General features: G+C 70.3%; 18 protein-coding genes. 11 read left to right on the top strand and 7 right to left on the bottom strand.

The features are described 5' to 3' along the window. Position 1 precedes the first annotated feature (1 nt). Positions 2-994 carry a phosphatase PAP2 family protein gene (locus OG844_RS35335; protein WP_406389579.1) on the top strand — a complete coding sequence of 331 codons (993 nt, stop codon included), beginning with the start codon at positions 2-4 and terminating at the stop codon, positions 992-994. Positions 995-1,079: 85 nt separating this feature from the next. Here the strand turns inward: OG844_RS35335 and OG844_RS35330 are convergent, their stop codons facing one another. After that, on the bottom strand, positions 1,080-4,073 hold the full coding sequence (locus tag OG844_RS35330; protein ID WP_406389580.1) for a bifunctional [glutamine synthetase] adenylyltransferase/[glutamine synthetase]-adenylyl-L-tyrosine phosphorylase: 2,994 nt from the start codon (positions 4,071-4,073) through the stop codon (positions 1,080-1,082). A 144-nt stretch (positions 4,074-4,217) separates the two neighbouring features. Between OG844_RS35330 and OG844_RS35325 the strand changes: the two genes are divergently transcribed. Next, positions 4,218-4,739, top strand: coding sequence for a pyridoxamine 5'-phosphate oxidase family protein (locus OG844_RS35325; RefSeq protein ID WP_406389581.1), 522 nt, complete (start codon positions 4,218-4,220; stop codon positions 4,737-4,739). A gap of 56 nt (positions 4,740-4,795) precedes the next feature. On the opposite strand, the gene OG844_RS35320 is transcribed toward OG844_RS35325, so the two are convergent. Further along, positions 4,796-5,614, bottom strand: a complete 819-nt coding sequence (locus OG844_RS35320) for a putative protein N(5)-glutamine methyltransferase (RefSeq protein ID WP_406389582.1) — start codon at positions 5,612-5,614, stop codon at positions 4,796-4,798. A gap of 369 nt (positions 5,615-5,983) precedes the next feature. Next, positions 5,984-7,189 (bottom strand): septum formation family protein, encoded by a 1,206-nt coding sequence (locus OG844_RS35315; RefSeq protein WP_406389583.1) that lies wholly within the window; start codon positions 7,187-7,189, stop codon positions 5,984-5,986. 416 nt (positions 7,190-7,605) lie between these two features. Between OG844_RS35315 and OG844_RS35310 the strand changes: the two genes are divergently transcribed. Continuing rightward, positions 7,606-7,791, top strand: coding sequence for a cellulose binding domain-containing protein (locus tag OG844_RS35310; protein ID WP_406389584.1), 186 nt, complete (start codon positions 7,606-7,608; stop codon positions 7,789-7,791). Between the two features lie 74 nt (positions 7,792-7,865). Here the strand turns inward: OG844_RS35310 and OG844_RS35305 are convergent. Together OG844_RS35305 and OG844_RS35300 are read right to left on the bottom strand one after the other, a co-directional pair. After that, positions 7,866-8,716, bottom strand: a protein-coding gene (locus OG844_RS35305) for an IS5 family transposase (protein ID WP_406387540.1) whose coding sequence is annotated in 2 segments (ribosomal slippage) — positions 7,866-8,365 and positions 8,365-8,716 — 852 coding nt in all. Because the reading frame shifts where the segments join, the coding sequence is not laid out codon by codon here. 41 nt (positions 8,717-8,757) lie between these two features. Beyond that, complete coding sequence (locus OG844_RS35300; protein WP_406395897.1) at positions 8,758-9,216, bottom strand: MarR family winged helix-turn-helix transcriptional regulator; 459 nt, start codon at positions 9,214-9,216, stop codon at positions 8,758-8,760. 90 nt (positions 9,217-9,306) lie between these two features. Between OG844_RS35300 and OG844_RS35295 the strand changes: the two genes are divergently transcribed. Together OG844_RS35295 and OG844_RS35290 are read left to right on the top strand one after the other, a co-directional pair. After that, on the top strand, positions 9,307-9,720 hold the full coding sequence (locus OG844_RS35295; RefSeq protein ID WP_406395895.1) for a nuclear transport factor 2 family protein: 414 nt from the start codon (positions 9,307-9,309) through the stop codon (positions 9,718-9,720). 178 nt (positions 9,721-9,898) lie between these two features. Then, positions 9,899-12,013, top strand: coding sequence for a LamG-like jellyroll fold domain-containing protein (locus OG844_RS35290; RefSeq protein ID WP_406396367.1), 2,115 nt, complete (start codon positions 9,899-9,901; stop codon positions 12,011-12,013). A 109-nt stretch (positions 12,014-12,122) separates the two neighbouring features. Here the strand turns inward: OG844_RS35290 and OG844_RS35285 are convergent, their stop codons facing one another. After that, a complete protein-coding gene (locus OG844_RS35285; RefSeq protein WP_406395893.1) occupies positions 12,123-12,566 on the bottom strand; it encodes a hypothetical protein in 444 nt (147 codons plus the stop codon). 165 nt (positions 12,567-12,731) lie between these two features. On the opposite strand from OG844_RS35285, the gene OG844_RS35280 reads away from it, so the two are divergent. Both OG844_RS35280 and OG844_RS35275 read left to right on the top strand, forming a co-directional pair. Further along, positions 12,732-15,398, top strand: coding sequence for a hypothetical protein (locus tag OG844_RS35280; RefSeq protein ID WP_406395891.1), 2,667 nt, complete (start codon positions 12,732-12,734; stop codon positions 15,396-15,398). Beyond that, positions 15,395-16,009: a hypothetical protein gene (locus OG844_RS35275; protein WP_406395890.1), complete on the top strand. Its 615-nt coding sequence runs from the start codon at positions 15,395-15,397 to the stop codon at positions 16,007-16,009. The genes OG844_RS35280 and OG844_RS35275 overlap by 4 nt, the downstream gene beginning before the upstream one ends. A gap of 166 nt (positions 16,010-16,175) precedes the next feature. Here the strand turns inward: OG844_RS35275 and glnA are convergent, their stop codons facing one another. Continuing rightward, positions 16,176-17,537, bottom strand: a complete 1,362-nt coding sequence (gene glnA, locus OG844_RS35270; RefSeq protein ID WP_406395889.1) for a type I glutamate--ammonia ligase — start codon at positions 17,535-17,537, stop codon at positions 16,176-16,178. Between the two features lie 243 nt (positions 17,538-17,780). Here glnA and OG844_RS35265 point away from each other — a divergent pair, with 243 nt between their 5' ends. The 4 genes from OG844_RS35265 (at position 17,781) to OG844_RS35250 (ending at position 21,644) form a co-directional block, all read left to right on the top strand. Beyond that, positions 17,781-18,455, top strand: a complete 675-nt coding sequence (locus OG844_RS35265) for a DUF3105 domain-containing protein (RefSeq protein ID WP_406395887.1) — start codon at positions 17,781-17,783, stop codon at positions 18,453-18,455. Further along, positions 18,452-19,138, top strand: coding sequence for a DUF305 domain-containing protein (locus OG844_RS35260; RefSeq protein WP_406395885.1), 687 nt, complete (start codon positions 18,452-18,454; stop codon positions 19,136-19,138). Before OG844_RS35265 ends, OG844_RS35260 begins: the two co-directional genes overlap by 4 nt. Before the next feature lie 123 nt (positions 19,139-19,261). After that, positions 19,262-19,687, top strand: coding sequence for a CBS domain-containing protein (locus OG844_RS35255; RefSeq protein WP_351181821.1), 426 nt, complete (start codon positions 19,262-19,264; stop codon positions 19,685-19,687). A gap of 202 nt (positions 19,688-19,889) precedes the next feature. Next, positions 19,890-21,644, top strand: coding sequence for an NAD+ synthase (locus OG844_RS35250; RefSeq protein WP_406395883.1), 1,755 nt, complete (start codon positions 19,890-19,892; stop codon positions 21,642-21,644). Positions 21,645-21,678 lie beyond the last annotated feature (34 nt).

The following is a 21,678-nucleotide window of genomic DNA, read 5'->3' as shown; positions in this document are numbered from 1 at the left end:
TATGGGTGATTCGCACGTGACCACACAGGAAGACCGCATGGCGGCCAACCCCTCACCCATCGTTGACGAGGTGGCGGCCACCGGATCGACACAGGTCGTCGGCCGGACGCGATCGTGGTCCTTGCGTTCGCTGCGGTCCCCGCGCCGCCCCCGCCTCTGGTTCGAGATCCTGCTGATCGCGGTCAGTTACTGGCTCTACTCGCTGGTCCGCAACGCCGTACCCGAGCAGCAGGCCGCGGCCCTGCGCAACGCCGACTGGATCTGGTCCCTCGAGCACACGGTGGGGCTCGCCTTCGAGGAGACGGTCAACCGGGCCGTCAATTCGGTGACATGGCTGATCGTGTCGATGAACTACTACTACGCGACGCTGCACTTCGTCGTGACCGTCGGTGTGCTGATCTGGCTGTTCCGCCGTCATCCCGGCCGCTATGCGGCATCCCGGCTGATCCTCTTCTCGACGACGGCCGTCGCCCTGCTCGGCTACTACCTCTTCCCGCTGGCACCTCCGCGTCTGATGAGCGGCGGGGGCTTCATCGACACGGTGATGCTGCACCAGACCTGGGGTTCGATGGCTTCGGGCAACTTCAAGCACATGTCGAACCAGTACGCGGCGATGCCTTCGATGCACATCGGGTGGTCGCTGTGGTGCGGTCTGACCATCTGCGCACTGGCGACCGCCCCGTGGGCGCGGATCCTGGGCCTGCTCTACCCGGTGGCGACGCTGGTCGTGATCGTGGCGACGGCGAACCACTTCTGGCTGGACGCGGTGGGCGGCATGGCCTGCCTGACGTTCGGCTACGCGATCTCGTACGCCTGGTACGGGCGGCTGCCGCACCGGCTGCCACGGCGGCCGGCGACCGCGGGGGGCCGTGGGCGCGTGCGCTCGCTGCGGCCGGTCCTGGCACGCCGCACCCGCACCCGCACCGACGTGCCGCACCCGTCCGCCCAGCCGAGCCCGGCCCCTGCCCACTCGGCCCCACGGAACTCCGGCTGACCCCCTCCCGGGACTCCCACCGGACCCCGCTCCTCGATCTCCCCCAGACTTCGTCCGGGGGGACCCCCAAGGGGCTTGATCTGCCTCACCCCGCCCCGTAGAACCGCTCCTCCACCACCGCCCGCGCCCGCCGCGTGATCCGCCGGTAGTCCTCCAGCATGTCCCCGACGTGCCCCGGCTCGTACCCCAGGTACCGCCCGACCGCCGTCAGTTCCCGCGGGTTCGAGGGGAACGTGTCGCCCGGCCGCCCCCGTACCAGCATCACCGCGTTGCGCACCCGTGTGGCCAGCACCCACGCCTCGTCCAGCGTCTGCGCCTCCTCCACCGGGATCAGCTCCGCCGCGCACGCCGCGGCCAGTGCCTCGCGCGTACGCGTCGTCCGCAGTCCCGGCTCCACCCAGCCGTGCTGCATCTGCAGCAGCTGCACCGTCCACTCGACGTCGCTCAGCCCGCCACGGCCCAGCTTCATGTGGAGCGTCGGGTCGGCGCCCCGCGGTATCCGTTCGGACTCCATGCGCGCCTTGAGCCGCCGGATCTCGCGGACGGCGTCCTCACCCAGCCCCTCGGCGGGGTAGCGCAACGGATCGACCAGGTCGATGAACGCGCGCCCCAGCTCCTCGTCCCCCGCCATGGGCTCGGCGCGCAGCAGGGCCTGGCTCTCCCAGACGAGCGACCAGCGGCGGTAGTAGACCTCGTACGACTTCAGGGTGCGGACCAGCGGGCCGCTCTTGCCCTCGGGGCGCAGGTCGGCGTCGATGATCAGCGGCGGGTCGGCGGTCGGCAGCTGCAGCAGCCTGCGCATCTCCGTGATGACGGTGTTCGCGGCCCGGGCGGCCTCCTCGTCGCTCACGCCCTCCCGCGGAGCGTGCACGAACAGGACGTCCGCGTCGGAGCCGTAGCTCAGCTCGTGCCCGCCGAAGCGGCCCATGCCGATGACCGCGAAGCGGGTCGGCAGGGTGTCGCCCCACTGCTCGCGCACGGCGGCGCGCAGGGCACCCGAGATCGTGGCGGCGTTCAGATCGGTGACCGCGGGGCCGACCTGGTCGACGAGCGCGCCCGGGTCCTGTTCCGCGGGGTTCTCCTCGGTGCCGTACGAACCGATCAGGTCGGCGGCCGTCGTGCGGAAGAGCTCCCGGCGCCGCACCCCGCGCGCCACCGCGACCGCCGCCTCGGCGCCCGCCGCTCGGCCCACGGCGGCCAGCACCTCCTGCTCCAGATGGTCACGGGTGCGCGGCTTCAGCCCCTCCGGGTCGCCGAGGATGGCGACGGCCTCCGGGGCTCGCATCAGCAGGTCGGGGGCGAGACGGCCGGCGGACAGGACCCGGGCGAGGTTCTCCGCCGCCGCGCCTTCGTCCCGCAGGAGCCGCAGGTACCAGGGGGTCTTGCCGAGCGCGTCGGACACCTGCCGGAAGCCGAGGAGCCCCGCGTCCGGATCGGCGGAGTCCGCGAACCAGCCGAGCAGGACCGGCAGCAGCGTGCGCTGGATGGCGGCCTTGCGGGACACCCCGGACGACAGGGTCTCCAGATGTCGCAGCGCAGCCGCCGGATCGGCGTATCCGAGGGCTTCCAGCCGGACGACGGCGGCCTTCGCGCTGAGCCGGGTCTCGCCGGGCGCCAGCTGGGCGACGGCGTCCAGCAGCGGCCGGTAGAAGATCTTCTCGTGCAGGCGCCGCACCACCGAGGCGTGCCGCCGCCACGCCTTGTTGAGTTCGGCGACGGGATCCGTGCGCAGCCCCAGGGAGCGTCCGAGCCGCCGCAGGTCCGATTCGTCCTCGGGGACCAGGTGCGTGCGGCGCAGCTTGTAGAGCTGGATGCGGTGCTCCATGGCGCGCAGGAAGCGGTACGCCTCGTCCAGCTGCGCCGCGTCCGCCCGCCCGACGTATCCGCCGTCGGCGAGCGCCCGCAGGGCGGCCAGGGTGGAGCCCGCGTGCAGGGTGGCGTCGCTGCGCCCGTGGACCAGCTGGAGCAGCTGTACGGCGAACTCGACGTCCCGCAGCCCGCCGGGCCCGAGCTTGAGCTCACGGTCGACCCGGTCGACGGGGATGTTGTCGACGACGCGACGGCGCATCTTCTGTACGTCCCCGACGAAGTTCTCCCGGTCGGCGGCCTGCCACACCAGCGGGGACACCGCCTCGACGTACTCCGCGCCGAGCGCGGGGTCACCGGCGACCGGCCGGGCCTTCAGCAGGGCCTGGAACTCCCAGGTCTTGGCCCAGCGCTGGTAGTAGGCGAGGTGCGAGCTCAGGGTCCGCACCAGCGGCCCGTTGCGGCCCTCGGGGCGGAGATTGGCGTCGACCGGCCAGATGGTGCCTTCGACGGTGGTGTCGGCGCAGATCCGCATCATGTGGGCGGCGAGGCGGGTGGCGGCCTGCATGGCCCCGTTCTCCTCCTCTCCGTCCACCGGCTCCCCCACGAAGATCACATCGACGTCGGAGACGTAGTTCAGCTCGTGCCCGCCGCACTTGCCCATCGCGATGACGGCGAGCCGGCACCGGGCCGCGTCGACGGGGGCGGCGGTACGGGCGATGGCGAGCGCGGCGCGCAGGGTGGCCGTCGCCAGGTCGGCCAGCTCGGCGGCGACCTGGGCGAGGTCGGTGGTGCCGCACACGTCGCGGGCCGCAATCGACAGCAGGGAACGGCGGTAGGCGACGCGCAACGAGTCCGGGTCGACAGCGTCGGCGAGCATGCGTTCGAATTCGGCGACGCCGGGGTGCAGATCTATGGCCTCGTACGTGACGAGCACCTGCCAGTCGCGGGGGTACCGCGCCAAGTGGTCCCCGAGGGCCTCGGAGGCGCCGAGCACGCCGAGGAGCCGGTCCCGCAGCGGCTTCGCGGTGACGAGCGTGTCCAGCAGGACCTGTCGTTCGTCCGCCTCTTCCGCCTCGACGAGCCGCACGAGGCTGTGCAGCGCCAGGTCGGGGTCGGACGTGGCACCGAGTGCGTCGAAGAGGACGGGATCGGACCGTACGGAGGAGAGCTCGGGCAGTTCCAGGAGCCGTTCGGCTGCGGACGGATCGGTGAAACCGTGCCGCAGCAGTCGGGTGAAATTACTGCTCCTGCGCCCAGGCACCGTCGTCATCCCGTGTTCTCCTGCCCGCGGACGCACACGTGTCCGCTCTTCGAGCCTAGCTGTGCGCCGATGAATTCGGAGCGGGAGCGGAGTCCGTACTTCGCAGGCACGATGAACGGAACGATCACGCCGAAGGCTCTCAGGAGGCCCGTCATGCCGGACGAGAACGCCACCCCGGACACCGCCCTGGACTCCCGGTACAGCGGCGAGAACGCCACCGCCCGCCCGTGGCCCGAAGCGGTCGCCCTCCTGACGGACGCCGAGCTGTACTGGCTCTCCACGGTCCGCCCCGACGGCCGCCCTCACGTCACTCCGCTGATCGGGGTCTGGTCGGACGGGGCCCTGCACTTCTGCACGGGCGCGGCGGAGCGCAAGGCGCAGAATCTGGCCGCCAATCCGGAGGTCGTCCTGACCACCGGCGCCAACACGCTCGACGAGGGCTTCGACGTGGTGGTCGAGGGCCGGGCCGACCGGGTGACGGACGAGAAGCGCCTGATCGCGCTGGCCGAGGCCTGGGAGACGAAGTACGGCGCCGACTGGCACTTCGGCGTCACCGACGGCATGTTCTCCAACGGCGCCGGCGGCCGTGCGGAGGTCTTCGCGGTGACCCCCCGCACGGCCTTCGGCTTCGCCAAGGGCGACCCGTACGGCCAGACCCGCTGGCGCTTCGCCTGACTGCCCGGCGCTTCCCCCACCGCGCGGGAACGCGCGGGGCGGGCCCCGGCCACCGGCTACGCGGGGCGGGCCCCGGCCACCGGCTGGACGGGGCGGGTCCCGATCACCACCGTGGCGTACAGCTCCTCCGAGACGACCACGCGCGCCCTCAACCCGCTGCCGCCCACCGTCTCCGCGGCTCGCCCCGCCTGCCGCTCGCTCGTCTCCACGAGGAGGCTGCCGCCGGGCGCCAGCCAGTCCGGTGCCGCGGCGACCACGCGCCGCATGACGTCGAGGCCGTCCCCGCCACCGTCGAGCGCCACGCGCGGCTCATGTATGCGCGCCTCGGCCGGCAGCAGTTCGACGTCATCGGTGGGCACGTACGGCACGTTGGCGAGCAGAACGTCGACGCGCCCGCGCAGCGAACCGGGCAACGGCTCGAAGAGGTCGCCCTCGTAGACCTGTCCGAGCTCACCGACATTGCGCCGCGCGCACCGCACGGCGGCGGGTTCCACATCCGTGGCGTGCAGTTCGATGTTCGGCAGTGCCGCCGCCAGCGCCGTACCCAGCGCCCCTGAACCGCAGCAGAGGTCGACGACGACGGCCGGCTTCCGCCCGGCGAGTGCCACGGCCTGGCGGACGAGGAACTCGGTACGGCGGCGGGGCACGAAGACCCCGGGGTCCACGGCGACGCGCAGTCCGCAGAACTCGGCCCAGCCGAGCACGTGTTCAAGCGGCAGACCGGCGACGCGGCGTTCGACCATGGCGGCGAGTTCCGCCGGACCGGCGGCGGTGGAGAGAAGGAGCTCGGTCTCGTCCTCGGCGAAGACACAGCCGGCGGCACGGAGCGTGGTGACGATCGAGGAGACGGTCTGCGGTGAAGCGAATTCCTGCATGCGGAGGAGCCTTTCGGGAAAACCGATGGGCGCTCCGCGATCGCTTATGCCGTGTCGGGCACGCGACGGCGAGTGGTGAGCACCCAGCCTGCTGAAGCGGTAATGGGTCTCACCTCCTGGGTCGGTCCCGGTCTCGGGACGGGTCACATTACCCGAGTCGGGCCGTTCAGCACACGCCCTGCTCCCGGGGCGGTGCGTACCGGGCGTGTGCCCGCAAGCCCGGCGGAAGTCGTCGATGGAGGCGCCTGCGGACGATCACCGCAGGCGCCGGCCACCGTGGTCACAGGAACGTCGTCGGCCGACGGCACCAGGGCGCGGCAGAAGCGCAGTTGGATGCCTCTGCGGCCGACCGTCGGCACGGTCGGTACGTCACCGGGTCTCGACGTAGCAGGTGACCACCGGATCGGTACCTACGCCCCACCTGGCCTCACCGGGCCAGGTGTACCAGAAGTGGCCCTTCTCGGTTCCCTCCCGGGTCCAGGCGGCGGGCGCCGACCTGTACGCGTCCCGGCACGCGTCGCCGGCCATCCGCTTCGCCTTCTTGTTGCCCGGGTACGCGGCGTCGAAGCGTGCGTGGGCGAAGACGCGGGCCTCGTGGGGCTGTGCGCAGGGGACGGACACCACCACGTCGAGGGTGCGGGTGCCCGTGGTGAGATCGGCGCATCCGCCCTTCTTCACCTCACCGATCGCTGTGACGGCCCCCTTGGCGTCGAGCGTCCGCTCCGACGCTGCCGGCATGACCGGCGCGGACTTCCCGAAACCGCTCACCTTCAGAACGGCGCGCAAGCCGGTCACCCCGTCCAGTGCGCTGTCCTTCTTGTCGAGCAGGGCCGAGAAGTCCGCCTCCGCCCCTGTGATGCGCCCCTTGGCGTCCGTGGACAGGGTGAGCGCCACAGGCGTTTCCGTACCGTTCGGATCGATGTCGGCGGTGAGTTCGGAACCCAGGTCCTTGGGGAACAGGCGCAGGGCGTTGAATGCGGTGAGTCTCGCGAGGTAGGTGCGGCCGCCCTTCTTGGCCGCCGGCGATTCCTTCACCTTCTGGGCCCCGCTGAGAATCTCCAGCAGTGTGCCACCGAACGCGGACTCGGTTCCCCGCAGCGAGTCGACCGCGGCGCCGGTACCGAACGCGTCGAAGGAACCCTCGTAACGCAGCCAGTAGCCGGCCTCGCCCGCACGCAGCCGGATGGTGTCCGGCTCGACCGCCACCCGGGTGAGCGCGGGGGAACGGTCCTCCCCCAGCCGGACGCCCAGCAGCACGTCCTGGGCCTCGTCCGGCAGGCCCTCGGCGAGCGCCCAGTCGATCGAACCGACGGCCCGGCCGCCCGGGAAGTCGAGCCGCCCCGAGGTCTTCTGCACCGTGTCACCCGACGGAGAGGTGAAGGTCAGGGTCTGGGTGAAGCTCGCGGTACGCGCTGCCTGGGTCGCGAGCAGCGCCTGGCGGGGCTGCTGCTCGACCGGCACGCCGAAGACCGGGTGGGCGGGCTTGTCGTCCGCAGAGCCGCCGGCACAGGCGGTCATCAGCAGGGTGGCCGACAGGACGGCGGCGCACAGCGGGATGAGGTGTCTTCTGATCACGTCGGTTCGACCATGAAACCGCCTGCGCGGTTGCCCTCCGCGGGGTAACGGAACGATCACCCGCCCCCGGCTACTGCCGCTTCCGCGACTCGAAAGTTTCGCTTGGAATTACCAAAGTGACCGAAAGCCCCTGTTGCGCCAGGCTCCCGACGGCGGTTCGTGTGACCGTCTTTCACCTGTGCGTCCCGGTTTGGCAAACACGCTGCGTACCCAGAAGCATGCGAGAACGGCCAACAACAGGTGCCTCACGTCCACCCGCTGTCTCGCCCTGACCCCCTCCCTGAGCTCGGGAGCGCTCCCACACCTGGTGCCGCGTCCGCCCGGCCCCGCACCGGGAGTCCTCGCGCTGCCGTCCCGGTCACGGCACTCCCGGCGGTCCCCCGCCAGACCTAATCCGCATCCGCACTCCGCACCCGATGACCCTGGCCGTCGGCCAGTCGATCAGCAGCCTCTGGAACGCAGTGAACACCGGGACCAGCGGGTCCGTCACGGTACGGAACGCCCCGTGGTCGGCCACCACCGCTCCCAACGGCACGACCACGTTCGGCTTCACCGCCACCGGCAGCCCCACCACCGCACCCGGCAACCTCACCTGCGCCTGAGAGGACTTCGGGCCGACGGCGCGAAACCGTCGGCCCGGAACCGATGTCTGGGCCTAGGGCCTGTCTTCAAAGGGTCATATCCACATCAGGAGTGACGCGATAGTGAGTGCCGCTTCGTAGGATTCGCGGGTTTTGTCGTAACGGGTGGCGATGGCCCGGTACTGCTTTAACGCATTGAAGCAGCGCTCGACGACGTTGCGCTGCTTGTAGCGCTCCTTGTCGAACGCGGGCGGCCTGCCGCCGTTGCTGCCTCGACGGCGGCGGTTCTCCTGCTGGTCCGACCGTTCAGGGATGGTGTGCGGGATACCGCGTTTCCGCAGGTAGTTACGTATGCCTCGGCTGCTGTATCCCTTGTCACCCAGGAGATGATCAGGCCGGTTGCGCGGTCGACCTGGGCCTGGACGGCAGACCCTGATCTGCGCAAGGATCTGCTCGAACTGCGTGCAGTCGTTGATGTTGCCGCCTGTGACGACAAAGCCGAGCGGACGGCCGCGGCCGTCGCAGGCGAGGTGAATCTTGGTCGTCAGTCCGCCACGGGATCGTCCGAGGGCGTGAGCGTGTGCCGTTTCTGCGGGACCTGCCCCTTTTTACGGGCGCCGGCCGCGTGCTGATGAGCGCGGGCGATCGTGGAGTCCACCGATACCAGCCAGTCAACGTCCCCAGCCGCATCCTTCTGAGCCTGAACGGCCTCAAGCATCCGCGTGAACGTGCCATCGAGCGCCCACCTGCGGAAACGTGTGTACAACGTCCGCCAGGACCCATACCTCTCCGGCACATCACGCCAGGCCGAACCAGTCCGCAGCTTCCACACGATCCCGTTCAGCACCACCCGGTCGTCCCGCCGGGGCCGCCCCGTGCCCGTCCGCGGAAGCAGCCCCGACAGAACGTCCCACTCGTCGTCCGAGAGCTCATGCCGCCGCACCATGCGTCACATGATGCCCCATCAACAGCCTTTGAAGACAGGCCCTAGGGCCGTTGGTGGTGCGCGAGCAGCCGGGTGAGCAGATGGGTCAGAGTCTGCCTGTCGTCTGCCGAAAGCGGCTCCAACAGGTCGTCCTGCACCCTGTCGAGCACTCGGTCCATGCGTCGCAGCTGCTGACGACCTGCCGCGGCGAGGGTCACCCTGTTCCGCCTCCGGTCGTCCGGGTCCGGCGTCCGCTCGACGCAGCCCTGCTGGACCAGTTCGTTGATCGCCGCCACGACGTCGCTGCGGTCCATGCTGCACCGGCGGCCGAGCTCGGCCTGGCTGGCCACCCCGAACTCGTCCAGCGCGGCCAGGATCCGGTAGTGGTATCCGCGCGCGCCCACCTCGCCGAAGCCCTCGGACGCCAACCGGTGTGCGTGCACGGCCGCCTGGGTGAGCAGCCAGCTCGGCTTCGCGGTCAGGTGTGCGGGGGTCGCGGGGGTCGCGGGGGTCTCTTCCACGACGGTCACTCTACATTGTTGGCGCCGCCAACGAATTTCTCTGTATAGTTGGCGACGCCAATGTTGGGCACGCCAACGAAATGGGGATCCATGTCCACGCACGGTCCGGTCGCCGACCGCATCGAGATCACCGACCTGTTCACCCGCTTCGCGCGCCTTCTCGACGAGAAGCGGTGGGAGGACGCAGGCACCGTCTTCACCGACGATGTCGTGGGACACTCGCCGCGCTCGGGCGAGATCCGCGGCCTCGACGAGCTCGTCGGCTTCATGCGCCGATCCGAGGTCGAGGGGGAGCACACCCAGCACCTGACGACCGACCTGCTGGTGGACGTGAACGGCGACCGGGCGGCCGCCTCGGCGAACTCCCTCGTGTACTTCTTCCGCGACGGCCAAGCACCCCACCTGACGAGCGGCCTGCGACTCGACTGCACCGCGGTACGGACGCAGGCGGGCTGGCGAATCCGCGAGACACGGACCACCGTCGCCTGGATGCACGAGAAGTGACCTTTCGGCGAAAGATCCCCGTCGACAGGGCAGGCGGGGGCGTCCTGGCCGGAAAACCCGCTCGGCGTTGTCAGTGATCTCTGTTTAGCTTCGTGCGGCTCGTGTCGTCCACGAGCCTCGAGCATTCACAGGGGAGGGACTCTTGACCAGGTTCGGAAGGACGCCAAGACGCAGACGGATGGTCGTGGGGAGCTGCGTGGCGGCGTTGCTGGCCACGTCTGGCGGTACGGCGTACGCAGTGGACAACCTGCCGCCGAAGCAGCCGCTGGTCCAGGACCTCCAGTCGGAGGGCAAGGCCTGCGCGACCGGCGACGACATGCCGTACGTCCCGGAGCCTCCCAGGCTCAGCGCCATGCTGTACGACCCGGAAGAGGACAACCAGCCCTCCGAAGGCAGCCCGGTCAAGGGCGAGTTCGAAGCCTGGTGGACGGACTCCGCGGGAGTGGAGGAGCGCCGCACCTACACCACCATCACCTTGACGTCGGGGTCGCGCCAGTACTGGACGATGCCGGACGACATCCCGGCGAACACGGTCGTGTCGTGGCACGTCCGCGCGAACGACGGCGAGGCGACCTCCGCGTGGAGTGATGAGGGTGACGGCTCGGTCTGCACGTTCGTGTACGACGACGCGAGCCCTGAGAAGGCGACGATCAGCTCCCCCGAATACCCCGAGCCCGAGGACGTGTTCTGGGTGGACGGGGTGGGCGTGTACGGCCACTTCACCGTGGACTCGCCCTCCGAGGACGTGGTGTCGTACACGTACGGCTTCCTTGGTGGCCCGTACGGGACCGTCTCCGCCGAGCGGCCGGGCGCAGCTGTGACCATTCCGTACCTGCCGCTCACCGCAGGGCCCAAGTGGCTGACGATCCGCGCGATCGACCGGTCGGGCCGAAGCAGCGGGCAGTCGCAGTACGACTTCAACGTGCAGTCCGGGCGTGCCCCTGTCGCCCGCTGGAAGCTGGACGACCCGGCAGGCTCCCGCTCGGCCTCTGCCGTGACGGGGACCGTCGCCCGTGCCGGCACCGGCGTGACCTTCGGCGGCCCGGCGCCCGCGGGCACCGGATCCACCGCCACGGTCAGCCTTGACGGCAGCGGCCACGGCTTCCTCACCACGGATGCCCCGGCCGTCGACAGCCGCAGGACCTTCGCCGTCAACGCCTGGGTGCGGCCCGCCGAAACCGGTCGGAACATGACCGTCGCCAGCCAGGACACGGACGGGAAGCCAGGCTTCAGCCTTGGGCTGCGCAGCCAGGACACCGGCTCTGTCTGGTCGTTCGCCATCGCGGGCGCGCGGGTGTCCGGAGGCGCGCCCGAGACCGGCGAGTGGGCCCATCTGCTGGGGCTGTACGACGCGGAGACGCGTCGCGCGAAGCTGTACGTCAACGGCCATGAGGTCGGCACCGCCGCAGAGGCGACTCCCGCCGGGACGGCCGGAGCGTTCCAGATCGGACGCTCCCGTGGGGCTACCGGTTATCGCGACAGGTGGCACGGAGACATCGGTGACGTGCAGGTCCACGACCGGGTCGTGGTACCGGACGAGGTGGCCGGACTGGCACGGCGCAAGCCGACGCTGCTCGGCCACTGGTCGATGGACGGCGTGGTGGACGGCGCGAGCCCCGAGCAGTCGGGCGGCGTGCCGCTGCGGCTCGGCACGGGAGCTTCCGTCTACCGGGGCTCCGACAGTTCCTGCATCCCGGACCTCGACCCCGACTGCACGTACGTGCCGCCGCCGCTCGTCGGCGACGGGCATCTGCGCCTGGACGGCGAGACCGGGTTTGCCGCGTCCGACGGGCCGATCGTGGACACCGGGGACAGCTTCACCCTCGGCGTCGTCGTACGCCTCGCGGACTCCGAGCCGGTCCGTCCGATGACCGTGCTCTCGCAGGCCGGCGAGCACACCGACGCGTTCAAGGTGCGCTATGTGCCGTCCACGTTCACCTGGCAACTGGTGATGCCGGAGCGGGACGAGGCCGGAGCCCCCGAGACGGTGGTGTCCCAGATCGAGGGCGCGGACGGCGGCGAGGGCCAAGGCCATTCTCTCGCCGTGGTCTACGACGACGGGACCGACACGATCAAGCTCTACCTCGACGGCTACACCAATGCCGGGGCGACCGCGAGCCTCCCTGACGGCTGGCACAGCACCGGTGCCCTCCAGATCGGCCGGGCCAAAGCCGGTGACGGCTGGGGCGAGTACCTCCGCGGCGACGTGGACGAGGTACAGGCCTACTCCGGCGCGCTGCGGGACAGGGACGTGCTGGGCCTGGGCTGGGACACGAATCCCTGCCTGTGCTGATCCGTACGCGCTGAGTCGGTGAGACGCCTTCGGGCCGACGGTACGAAGCCGTCGGCCCGAAGCGTACGTTCAGCGGCCGATGCCGGCCCGGGCCCGGTGGCCCTGCGGATCAGTCGCCCGAGTGACCCCAGAAGCAGATCTCGTGAGGCCGGCCCTGTTCATCGTGCAGCACCGCGCACCGGCCGACCCATCGCGATCGGGGAAAGACGTCGAAGTCCTTGACGTGAGCGCGGGTCAGCGTGTCCGTGCCCAGTAGTTCGCGCGCCTCCTCGGCCAGGACGGGTTCCACGGTCCGGTGATCCGGGGTGTCGTCGGGGCCGATCACCTCGAGGACGTCGAGGATCGAGTGGGTGCCCGCCTCCTGCACCAGTTCGTCCTGCCAGAGTTCCTCCAGCGTCCGGGGCCTGGGCTCCCGTTCCTCCTCCGGGAGCCAGTCACCACCGTTGACCCAGTAGTAGTCCCCCGCGTCGAACACCTCGCGCCGCAACTGTTGCAGCGCCGCGTTCAGGTCCTCCTGGTACGGCACGCTGTAGTCCCAACTCGAAGCCCCCATCGGCCCTCCCCTTTCCCCGGTCGGCGGAAAGTAGCACCTCCCTCTGACACCCGGGTCCTGGGCCGAGGACGTTCCGTGGAACGGGAGTTGGGCCCCCATTTGGGCCCGAGGGCCCACTGGGAAATCGCTCTGGTGACCTACTCTCGCCGCGGGGGGTGGATGAGTATGTCCTTTCATGCTGATGTCGCCGGGGCGGGCGGGGTCGCGCGACGCGCGATGCCGCAGCAACTGGTGGTCGCGCGCTGGCTCGTGTACATGCTGTTCGGGGCGACGGTCGTGGGTGGCTTCGGCCTGCTGCTCTCCGCCGCCCAGGTTGACGCGCTGGGCGGGCTGTTGTTCGGCATGCTGCTGTACGCGGCGGCGCCCGGTGTCACCGGGTGGCTGCTCGCACGCCGGGCGTGGACGGGCGGCAACGGGGTCCGCTGGGGGCTGATCGCCGTACAGGCCTGGCTGATATCCGGCGGCCTGGCCAACCTGCGGGACGGCTCGCTCCAGGGCCTCACCCAACTCCTGCTGCCCGTCGTGATCCTGGTCTTCCTGTGCACCAAGGACTCGCGGGAGTGGTTCCGTTCGGCGTCGTCCGAACGGGAGGAGCGGCCGCCCTTCTCCCTCCCCCACATGATCACCTGGCGCCGGGACCGCGGTCAGTCCGCGGTGGAGTACACCGGCCTGGTCGTGATGGTGGTCGCCATCATCATCGCGCTGATACTGAGCGGCGTCGGCGGAGAGATGTCCGCCCGGCTGAAGGAGGCCATCTGCTCCGTGGTGGGCCAGTCCTGCCCGGCCGACAACGGTGGGGGCGACACGACCCAGGCGGGCGACGAAACGGGCGACGGCGCGGACGGTTCCACCGACGGAGGCGTGACCGGCGGTGACACGGGCGGCACCACCGGCAGCACGGGCGGCACCACCGGCGACACGGGTGGCAGCACCGGCGGACCGGCCGGCAGCACCGGCGGCGACACGGGCGGCACCACCACTGATGACACAGGCGGCACCACCGGCGGCCCGCCCGGCACCGAGGACGACGAGGGCGGCGACCCGACCGACCCGTACGAGCCGATCGGGGACGACGGAGCGTCGCAGGACGACGACGACGGCGGCGACGGCGACGGCGACGGCGACAAGAAGAAGGAATGCTCCGGCTTCTGGGGCTGCACCCTGGACCAGCTCGGCCAGGTCGGCGAGGGCATCGTCGTGGACGGTCTGTGGGGCGATGTCACCGACACCTGGGACACGATCATTCACCCGATCGACAGCGTCACCGGCCTTTGGGACTACGGCAAGACGCTCGATGACCCCTGGCACGAGGGCACCCAGGAAGCCGGCGACAAGTGGGACAGGGGCGACTACTGGGATGCGCTCACCGACTGGGGCGGGAGCGGCGTCGACGTCGTCCTGAAGCCGCTGGACGACATGTTCATCGGCGATGACGTACGCGACAGCTGGAACCGCGGCGAGGAGACCCAGGCGGTCAGCAACGTCATATGGAACGTCGGCTCGCTGTTCATCCCCGGCTACGGCGAGGTCAAGGCCGCCGCCAAACTCGGCAAACTCGGCCGCCTCGGCAAGATCGCCGGAGCCGTCACCGAGGCCGTGGACAAGGCCAAGGACGCGGCGGGCCGCGCCCGCAAGGCCGTGGGCGCCGGTGACACCAAGGGCGCCCGGGACGCTGCGGACGAAGCCCAGGACGTCGCCGACGACGCGAAGAAGAAGGTCGAGGAAGCGGGCGAGTGCACGCTCGCCGCTCTGGGCGGCGCGCGCCTCGTCCCGTACGGCGGAGGCGTCCCACGCCCACTCGGCGGGCCCGGCAGCGGCACCGTCGTCCTCGCGGCCGCCCCCGCAGCCGTTCCGGTGGGCTTCGTCGCGGAGGGCGGACCCGAACCCTGCAAGGGTGCCGAGGCGGACGACGCCCGCGAGGCTCAGGAGCAGGCGGACGAGGCGGACAGGGTGGCCGACGGGGCCGAGCTCGGCGATGTGGCCGACAAGGTCAAGAAGACGATCCTCGATGCCCGCGACAAGAGCAAGACGCCCAAGTCGGAGCGCCTCAACCTCAACGAGAAGGGCATCGACAACCTGGTCGCGAAGGCCAAGGACGATCCCGACTACAGCAGGGGCGAGTACAGCAAGGAGGAGTTGGCAGCCGCGCTGAAGGACCTCGACGACATGCTCAAGGACCCGTCCATCGACACCCAGACCCGGGGCTCGTTGGCGTCCGAGGTGCTCAAGGCCGGCGACCGGCACAAGCTGGCCGAGTCGATGGCCGAGGTCCGCGCCGCCCGGCGCGCGGCATCCGAGGCCGCCGAGGGCACCAAGGTCTACGGCGCGGTCGGCGGCAAGAAGGGCCGCCAGACCGTCGACATGGGCGACGGCACCACGGTCGATGTCAGTGCTGTGGACGACGTCGACGTCCTCTACAAGGGGAAGGACGGCAACATCCACGCCGTCGAGGTGAAGAACACCGCCAACGCCGCCACCAAGTACACCGTCCCGGCCCAGGCGAAGCGGCTCGCGGACTGGGCCAAGGAGGACGGCGCCACCCCGCCGAGGGCCGCCCGCTACGAGATCGAGCAGAAGAAGGACTGGCACAAGATCTTCGACGGCTACCAGACGGACAAGAAGAACAACGTCACGCCCGGAGGCACTCCGGCGCAGACCTTCGCCGAGAACGGGCTCGACGTCCGTATCGCCGGCCAGGACTTCACGCCGCAGCAGATCAAGGCCATGGACGACGCGTGGAACGCCAAGAGCGACGCCGACAAGCGGGCGGCGCTGGACTCCGGCAAGATGAACGACCCCAAGAGCGCGATGGATTACCTGGGAGTCTCGTGACCGCCACCGACGAAACACCGCTGCTGCCGGGGGTGCTGCAGGCCTACCCGTACCCGTGGGACAACGGCTTCATCTGGACCACGGAGAAGGAGGACGAGGAGACCCTCGCCTACGCGCGGGCCGTGCTGGAAGCCTGCCTGCCGTCCGAGCCGCTCGCCGATCCGGAGCCGCCGCAGGAGACGGTCCTCCACGACTCCGGCGACGACGCGTACCCCGAGTGGACCGAGATCCGTGCCGTCCTGCGCGAGCGCATGCCCTACGCCCGCCACGTGACGGCGGAACGCATGGCCGGGGCCGAGGCCGAGTGCGCCCGTCGCGGGCTCGCCACGGCCGGCTTCCAGGAGATCTGGACCCGCCGCATCACTGCCTGGATCGCCGAGCGGACCCTGTACTGGTGCGGCCTCATGGTCGACGACGAGGCCGCCCTCACACCGTGGCTCATGGACCTCGCCGAGCTCTACGTCCAGCGCGGCCTGGCCGCCGAGAAGGCCGTGGGCGCGCTCAGCTGCACCAGGTCCGTGCCCGAGAGCCGCGCGGCCCTCGCCCGGCTCGCCGCGTACGACGGCCTGCCCGAGGAGATCCGGGAAGCGGTCGCCTACGAACTCCGCTGACGCCCCGTACCCGACCGCCGGTCCGTACGACCGGGCCGGCGTACGCCGTCCGCCGGGAACGCCGGACGGCCCACGGACGGCCCAGCACGTCCGAAACGGCTTCGGGCCGGCGGTACGAAACCGTCGGCCCGAAGCGTGCGTTCACCGGAACAGGGCTGAACTGCCCCTACAGCACCGGCAGGAGCGCCTTCAGCTCGAAGGCCGTGACCTCGCTGCGGTACTCCTCCCACTCCTGCTTCTTGTTGCGCAGGAAGAAGTCGAAGACGTGCTCGCCCAGCGTCTCCGCGACCAGCTCGCTCTTCTCCATCAGCGCGATCGCCTCGCCCAGGTTCTGCGGCAGCGGCTCGATGCCCATCGCGCGGCGCTCGGCGTCGGAGAGTGCCCAGACGTCGTCGTCGGCGCCGGCCGGGAGTTCGTAGCCCTCCTCGATGCCCTTGAGGCCCGCGGCGAGCAGCACCGCGTACGTCAGGTAGGGGTTGGCGCCGGAGTCGATGGAGCGGACCTCCACGCGGGCCGAGCCGGTCTTGCCGGGCTTGTACATCGGGACGCGGATCAGCGCGGAGCGGTTGTTGTGGCCCCAGCAGATGTACGAGGGCGCCTCGCCGCCCGCTCCCGCGGCGCGGGTGGAGCCGCCCCAGATGCGCTTGTAGGAGTTGACCCACTGGTTCGTCACGGCGGAGATCTCCGCGGCGTGCTTGAGCAGGCCCGCGATGAAGGAGCGGCCGACCTTGGAGAGCTGGTACTCGGCGCCCGACTCGTAAAACGCGTTGCGGTCGCCCTCGAAGAGGGAGAGGTGGGTGTGCATGCCCGAGCCCGGGTACTCCGAGAACGGCTTCGGCATGAACGTCGCCTGCACGCCCTGCTCCAGCGCGACCTGCTTCATGACCAGGCGGAAGGTCATGATGTTGTCGGCGGTGGAGAGCGCGTCCGCGTACCGCAGGTCGATCTCCTGCTGGCCGGGTGCGCCCTCGTGGTGGCTGAACTCGACCGAGATTCCCATCGATTCGAGCATGGTGATCGCCTGGCGGCGGAAGTCCATGCCGACGTTCTGCGGAGTGTGGTCGAAGTAGCCGGAGCTGTCGGCGGGGGTCGGGCGGCTGCCGTCGACCGGCTTGTTCTTCAGCAGGAAGAACTCGATCTCCGGGTGGGTGTAGAAGGTGAAGCCCAGGTCGGAGGTCTTGGCGAGGATGCGCTTCAGCACGTAGCGCGGGTCCGCGAAGGAGGGCGAGCCGTCCGGCATCAGGATGTCGCAGAACATCCGCGCCGTTCCGGGGGCCTCCGCGCGCCACGGAAGGATCTGGAACGTGCCGGGGTCCGGCTTGGCGATCATGTCCGATTCGTATACACGGGCGAAGCCCTCGATGGCCGAGCCGTCGAAGCCGATGCCCTCGTCGAAGGCCTGTTCCAGCTCGGCGGGGGCGACGGCGACGGACTTGAGGTAACCGAGAACATCGGTGAACCACAGCCGTACGAAGCGGATGTCTCGCTCCTCAAGCGTCCTGAGGACGAATTCCTGCTGCTTGTCCATAGCCACATCCTTGCAGTTCAGACGGTCCGTGCACCACCGCCCGGGGTAGGGGAGACACTCCAGTATCACGACCCGGGATTTCACCCAGATTACGCACACGGTGTGAGAGAGAGCACTCGGCCACCCACTACGATCGGCGGCCAGGGTGTGCAAGGGGCGCGGAGGCGTTCCGACAGCCTTGCGCGCACCCGCTTTTCCGGCCCGTTCCGTCCCTCCCTCCCCTTGGCAGAAGGACCCGACGACATGAGCTTCGAGCGCAGGACCCGCATAGAGCAGATGCGCAAGGCCGACCGTGCGCGCGATCGCCGCAACCGTGTCGTCGCCGTAGGCCTGAGCGCCGTCGTGGTCACCGGTCTGCTCGGTTTCGGCACGTACATGCTGCTGGAGAGGTCGGAGGCGAGCGACCGGAACTCGGAGAGGCGGGCCCAGGACGCCAAGCAGACCGAGCAGGAGAAGGAGAAGCTGGCCGCCGAGCCGGTCGCGGGCGAGAAGTCCTGGGACGCGAAGAAGCTGACCCGCAACCACGTCACGACCGAGGTCACGTACCCCATGGAGCCGCCGGTGGGCGGTGACCACAATCCGGCCTGGCTGAACTGCGACGGCGTCGTATACGAAAAAGCCGTCCCGAACGTCAACGCCGTGCACGCCCTGGAGCACGGCGCTGTCTGGGTGACGTACAACGACAAGGCGGCCGACGCCGATGTGAAGAAGCTCGCGGCCCGCGTCGGGAGCACCCCGTTCTCGCTGATGAGCCCGTACGAGGGACAGGCCGGCCCGATCATGCTGAGCGCGTGGGGCAAGCAGGTCACGGTGGACGGTGCGGACGACCGGCGGGTCGCCCAGTTCTTCGCGAAGTACGTCCAGGGCAAGCAGACGCCCGAGCCGGGTGCGCCCTGTACGGGCGGGGTCGACGGGTGAGCTCGGCACGCACGCGCCGTACGCGGTGGGTGGCCGGCTCCGCCGTGGCGCTGGCCCTGCTGTGCGCCGGGGCGGCGACGGTCGCCGCCGCCCGGGACGACGGGGCGGCCCCGGCCCCCCGTACCCCCTCGGCGGAGTCGGCGGACGCGGGCTTCGCGCGCGACATGGCCGTGCACCATCAGCAGGCGGTGGAGATGTCCTTCATCGTGCGTGACGGTACGCGGGACGAGGACGTACGCCGCCTCGCGTACGACATCGCCAACACGCAGGCCAACCAGCGGGGCATGCTGCTCGGCTGGCTGGACCTGTGGGAGCTGCCGAAGACGGCACCCGCCGGGCAGGAGCCGATGGCGTGGCTGCCCGGCCACCGGCACTCCGCGCACCACACGGAGGGTTCGGAGACCGGGTTCGAGCCCCACGACGGGGCCCTCATGCCGGGCATGGCCACCAGGACCGAGCTCGACGGGCTCCGCGCGGCCCGTGGCAAGCAGGCCGAGATCCTCTTCCTGCAGCTGATGACCGACCACCACAAGGGCGGCGTCGACATGGCGCGCGGCTGCGCGGAGCAGTGCACGGTGCCGGTGGAGAAGCGCCTCGCCCAGGGCATGGCCGAGGCCCAGCAGTCCGAGCTCGACCTGATGGCGGACATGCTCGCGGCACGGGGGTCGGCACCCCGTCCCTGAGCGTCCGGCGCCCTCGGCGTGCACCCGAATGGGTGACAGCGCTCGCGTACTCCGAACGGACCCATGACGATGGGTTCGCTCGGGCCGTACGGCCGTGCCCATCGGCACGCAGGAGGAATCCCCATGACCACAGCCAAGGACATCATGCACACCGGGGCCCACTGGATCCCGGCACACGAGACGCTCGACCGCGCAGCGCAGATGATGCGCGACCACAAGGTGGGGGCGCTGCCCGTGTCCGCCAATGGTGAGCAGGACAGGATGGTCGGCATCATCACCGACCGCGACATCGTGATCAAGTGCGTGGCTTCGGGGCACGATCCGTCGAAGCTGACGGCGGGCGAGCTCTGCGACGGCACACCGCGCTGGATCGAGGCGACCGCCGACGTCGACGCGGTGCTCGAGGAGATGCAGAGCCACCGGATCCGCCGGCTGCCGGTGATCGAGAACAAGAAGCTCATCGGCATGATCAGCGAGGCGGACCTGGCGCGGCACCTCTCGGACGAGCAGGTGGCCGGCTGGGCGGAGCAGGTCTACTCCGGTTCCTGACCCCGGTACCTGCCCCGTCGCGCCCCGTCCCCGCCCTCCGTCCGCCCGTTCCCGGTTGCCGTGGGGCGGGGCGTCCCGGCCCGGCGCCCCTCCCCCGAGGGCCGTCGGGCCGTCGGGCCTCCGGCTCGCCGGGTTCCGGAACGTCGCGGTTCTTGGCCGCCCTCAAGGACATCGCGTCAGAGAGACGATTACACTGGGCGGCGTGCCTCAACTACGTCTCGCACTGAATCAGATCGACGCGACCGTCGGTGATCTTGCCGGCAACAGCGAGTCGATCGTCCACTGGACCCGGCACGCCGCCGAGCAGGGCGCCCACCTCGTGGCGTTCCCCGAGATGGTGCTGACCGGATACCCCGTCGAGGACCTGGCCCTGCGGTCGTCCTTCGTCGAGGCCTCGCGGGAGGCTCTGCGCGCACTGGCCGCCCGTCTCGACTCGGAGGGCTTCGGCGAGCTGCCGGTCGTCGTCGGGTACCTCGACCGCTCCGAGCACGCCGCACCGCGCTACGGGCAGCCCGCGGGGTCCCCGCGCAACGCCGCCGCCGTGCTGCACCGCGGCCGGGTGGCGCTGAACTTCGCCAAGCACCACCTGCCCAACTACGGCGTGTTCGACGAGTTCCGGTACTTCGTGCCGGGCGACTCGATGCCCGTCGTGCGGGTCCACGGCATCGATGTGGCGCTCGCGATCTGCGAGGACCTCTGGCAGGACGGCGGCCGTGTGCCGGCCGCCCGCGCCGCCGGGGCGGGACTGCTGCTGTCGGTCAACGCCTCGCCGTACGAGCGCGACAAGGACGACACCCGGCTCGAGCTGGTCCGCAAGCGGGCCCAGGAGGCCGGCTGCACGACCGCGTACCTGGCGATGATCGGCGGCCAGGACGAGCTGGTCTTCGACGGCGACTCGATCGTCGTCGACAGGAACGGCGAAGTGATCGCCCGCGCGCCGCAGTTCGCCGAAGGCAGCGTGATCCTCGATCTGGAGCTGCCCGCCGCCGCGGCCGAGGCGCCGTCCGGGGTCGTGAACGACGGACTGCGCATCGACCACGTGGTCATCTCCGAGGAGCCCCTGCCCGCGTACGAGGCGGAGCTGGCAGGCGGTTACGCCGAGCGGCTCGACGACGACGAGGAGCTGTACTCCGCACTGGTCGTGGGGCTGCGCGCGTACGCCGCGAAGAACGGATTCAGCAGTGTGCTGATCGGCCTCTCCGGCGGCATCGACTCGGCGCTGGTCGCGGCCATCGCCTGCGATGCGCTGGGGGCCCAGAACGTCTACGGCATCTCGATGCCGTCGAAGTACTCCTCGGACCACTCCAAGGGCGACGCGGCCGAGCTGGCCCGGCGTACCGGGCTGAACTTCCGCACCGTGCCGATCGAGCCGATGTTCGACGCGTACATGGGGTCGCTGGGGCTCACCGGTCTCGCCGAGGAGAACCTCCAGTCGCGGCTGCGCGGCACGATGCTGATGGCCGTCTCCAACCAGGAGGGCCAGATCGTGCTCGCGCCGGGCAACAAGTCCGAGCTGGCGGTCGGCTACTCCACCCTGTACGGGGACTCCGTCGGCGCGTACGGGCCGATCAAGGACGTGTACAAGACGTCGGTGTTCCGCCTCGCGAAGTGGCGCAACCGGGCCGCCGAGGAGCGCGGGCAGGTCCCCCCGATCCCGGAGGCGTCCATCACCAAGCCGCCGAGCGCCGAACTGCGCCCGGACCAGGTGGACACGGACTCGCTGCCCGACTACGACGTGCTGGACCGGATCCTGGAGATGTACGTCGACCGGGACCAGGGCATGGAAGCGATCGTGGCGGCCGGTTTCGACGCGGAGCTGGTGGCGAAGACGCTGCGGATGGTGGACACCGCAGAGTACAAGCGGCGGCAGTACCCGCCGGGCACGAAGATCTCGCCGAAGGGCTTCGGCAAGGACCGCCGCCTGCCGATCACGAACCGCTGGCGCGAGTCGAGCTGACCACGCGCGTGGGGGGCGTACACCGGGTCGGTCC

It is taken from the genome of Streptomyces sp. NBC_00887 (genome assembly GCF_045207585.1).
This window is presented reverse-complemented; position numbering and strand designations above follow the sequence as displayed.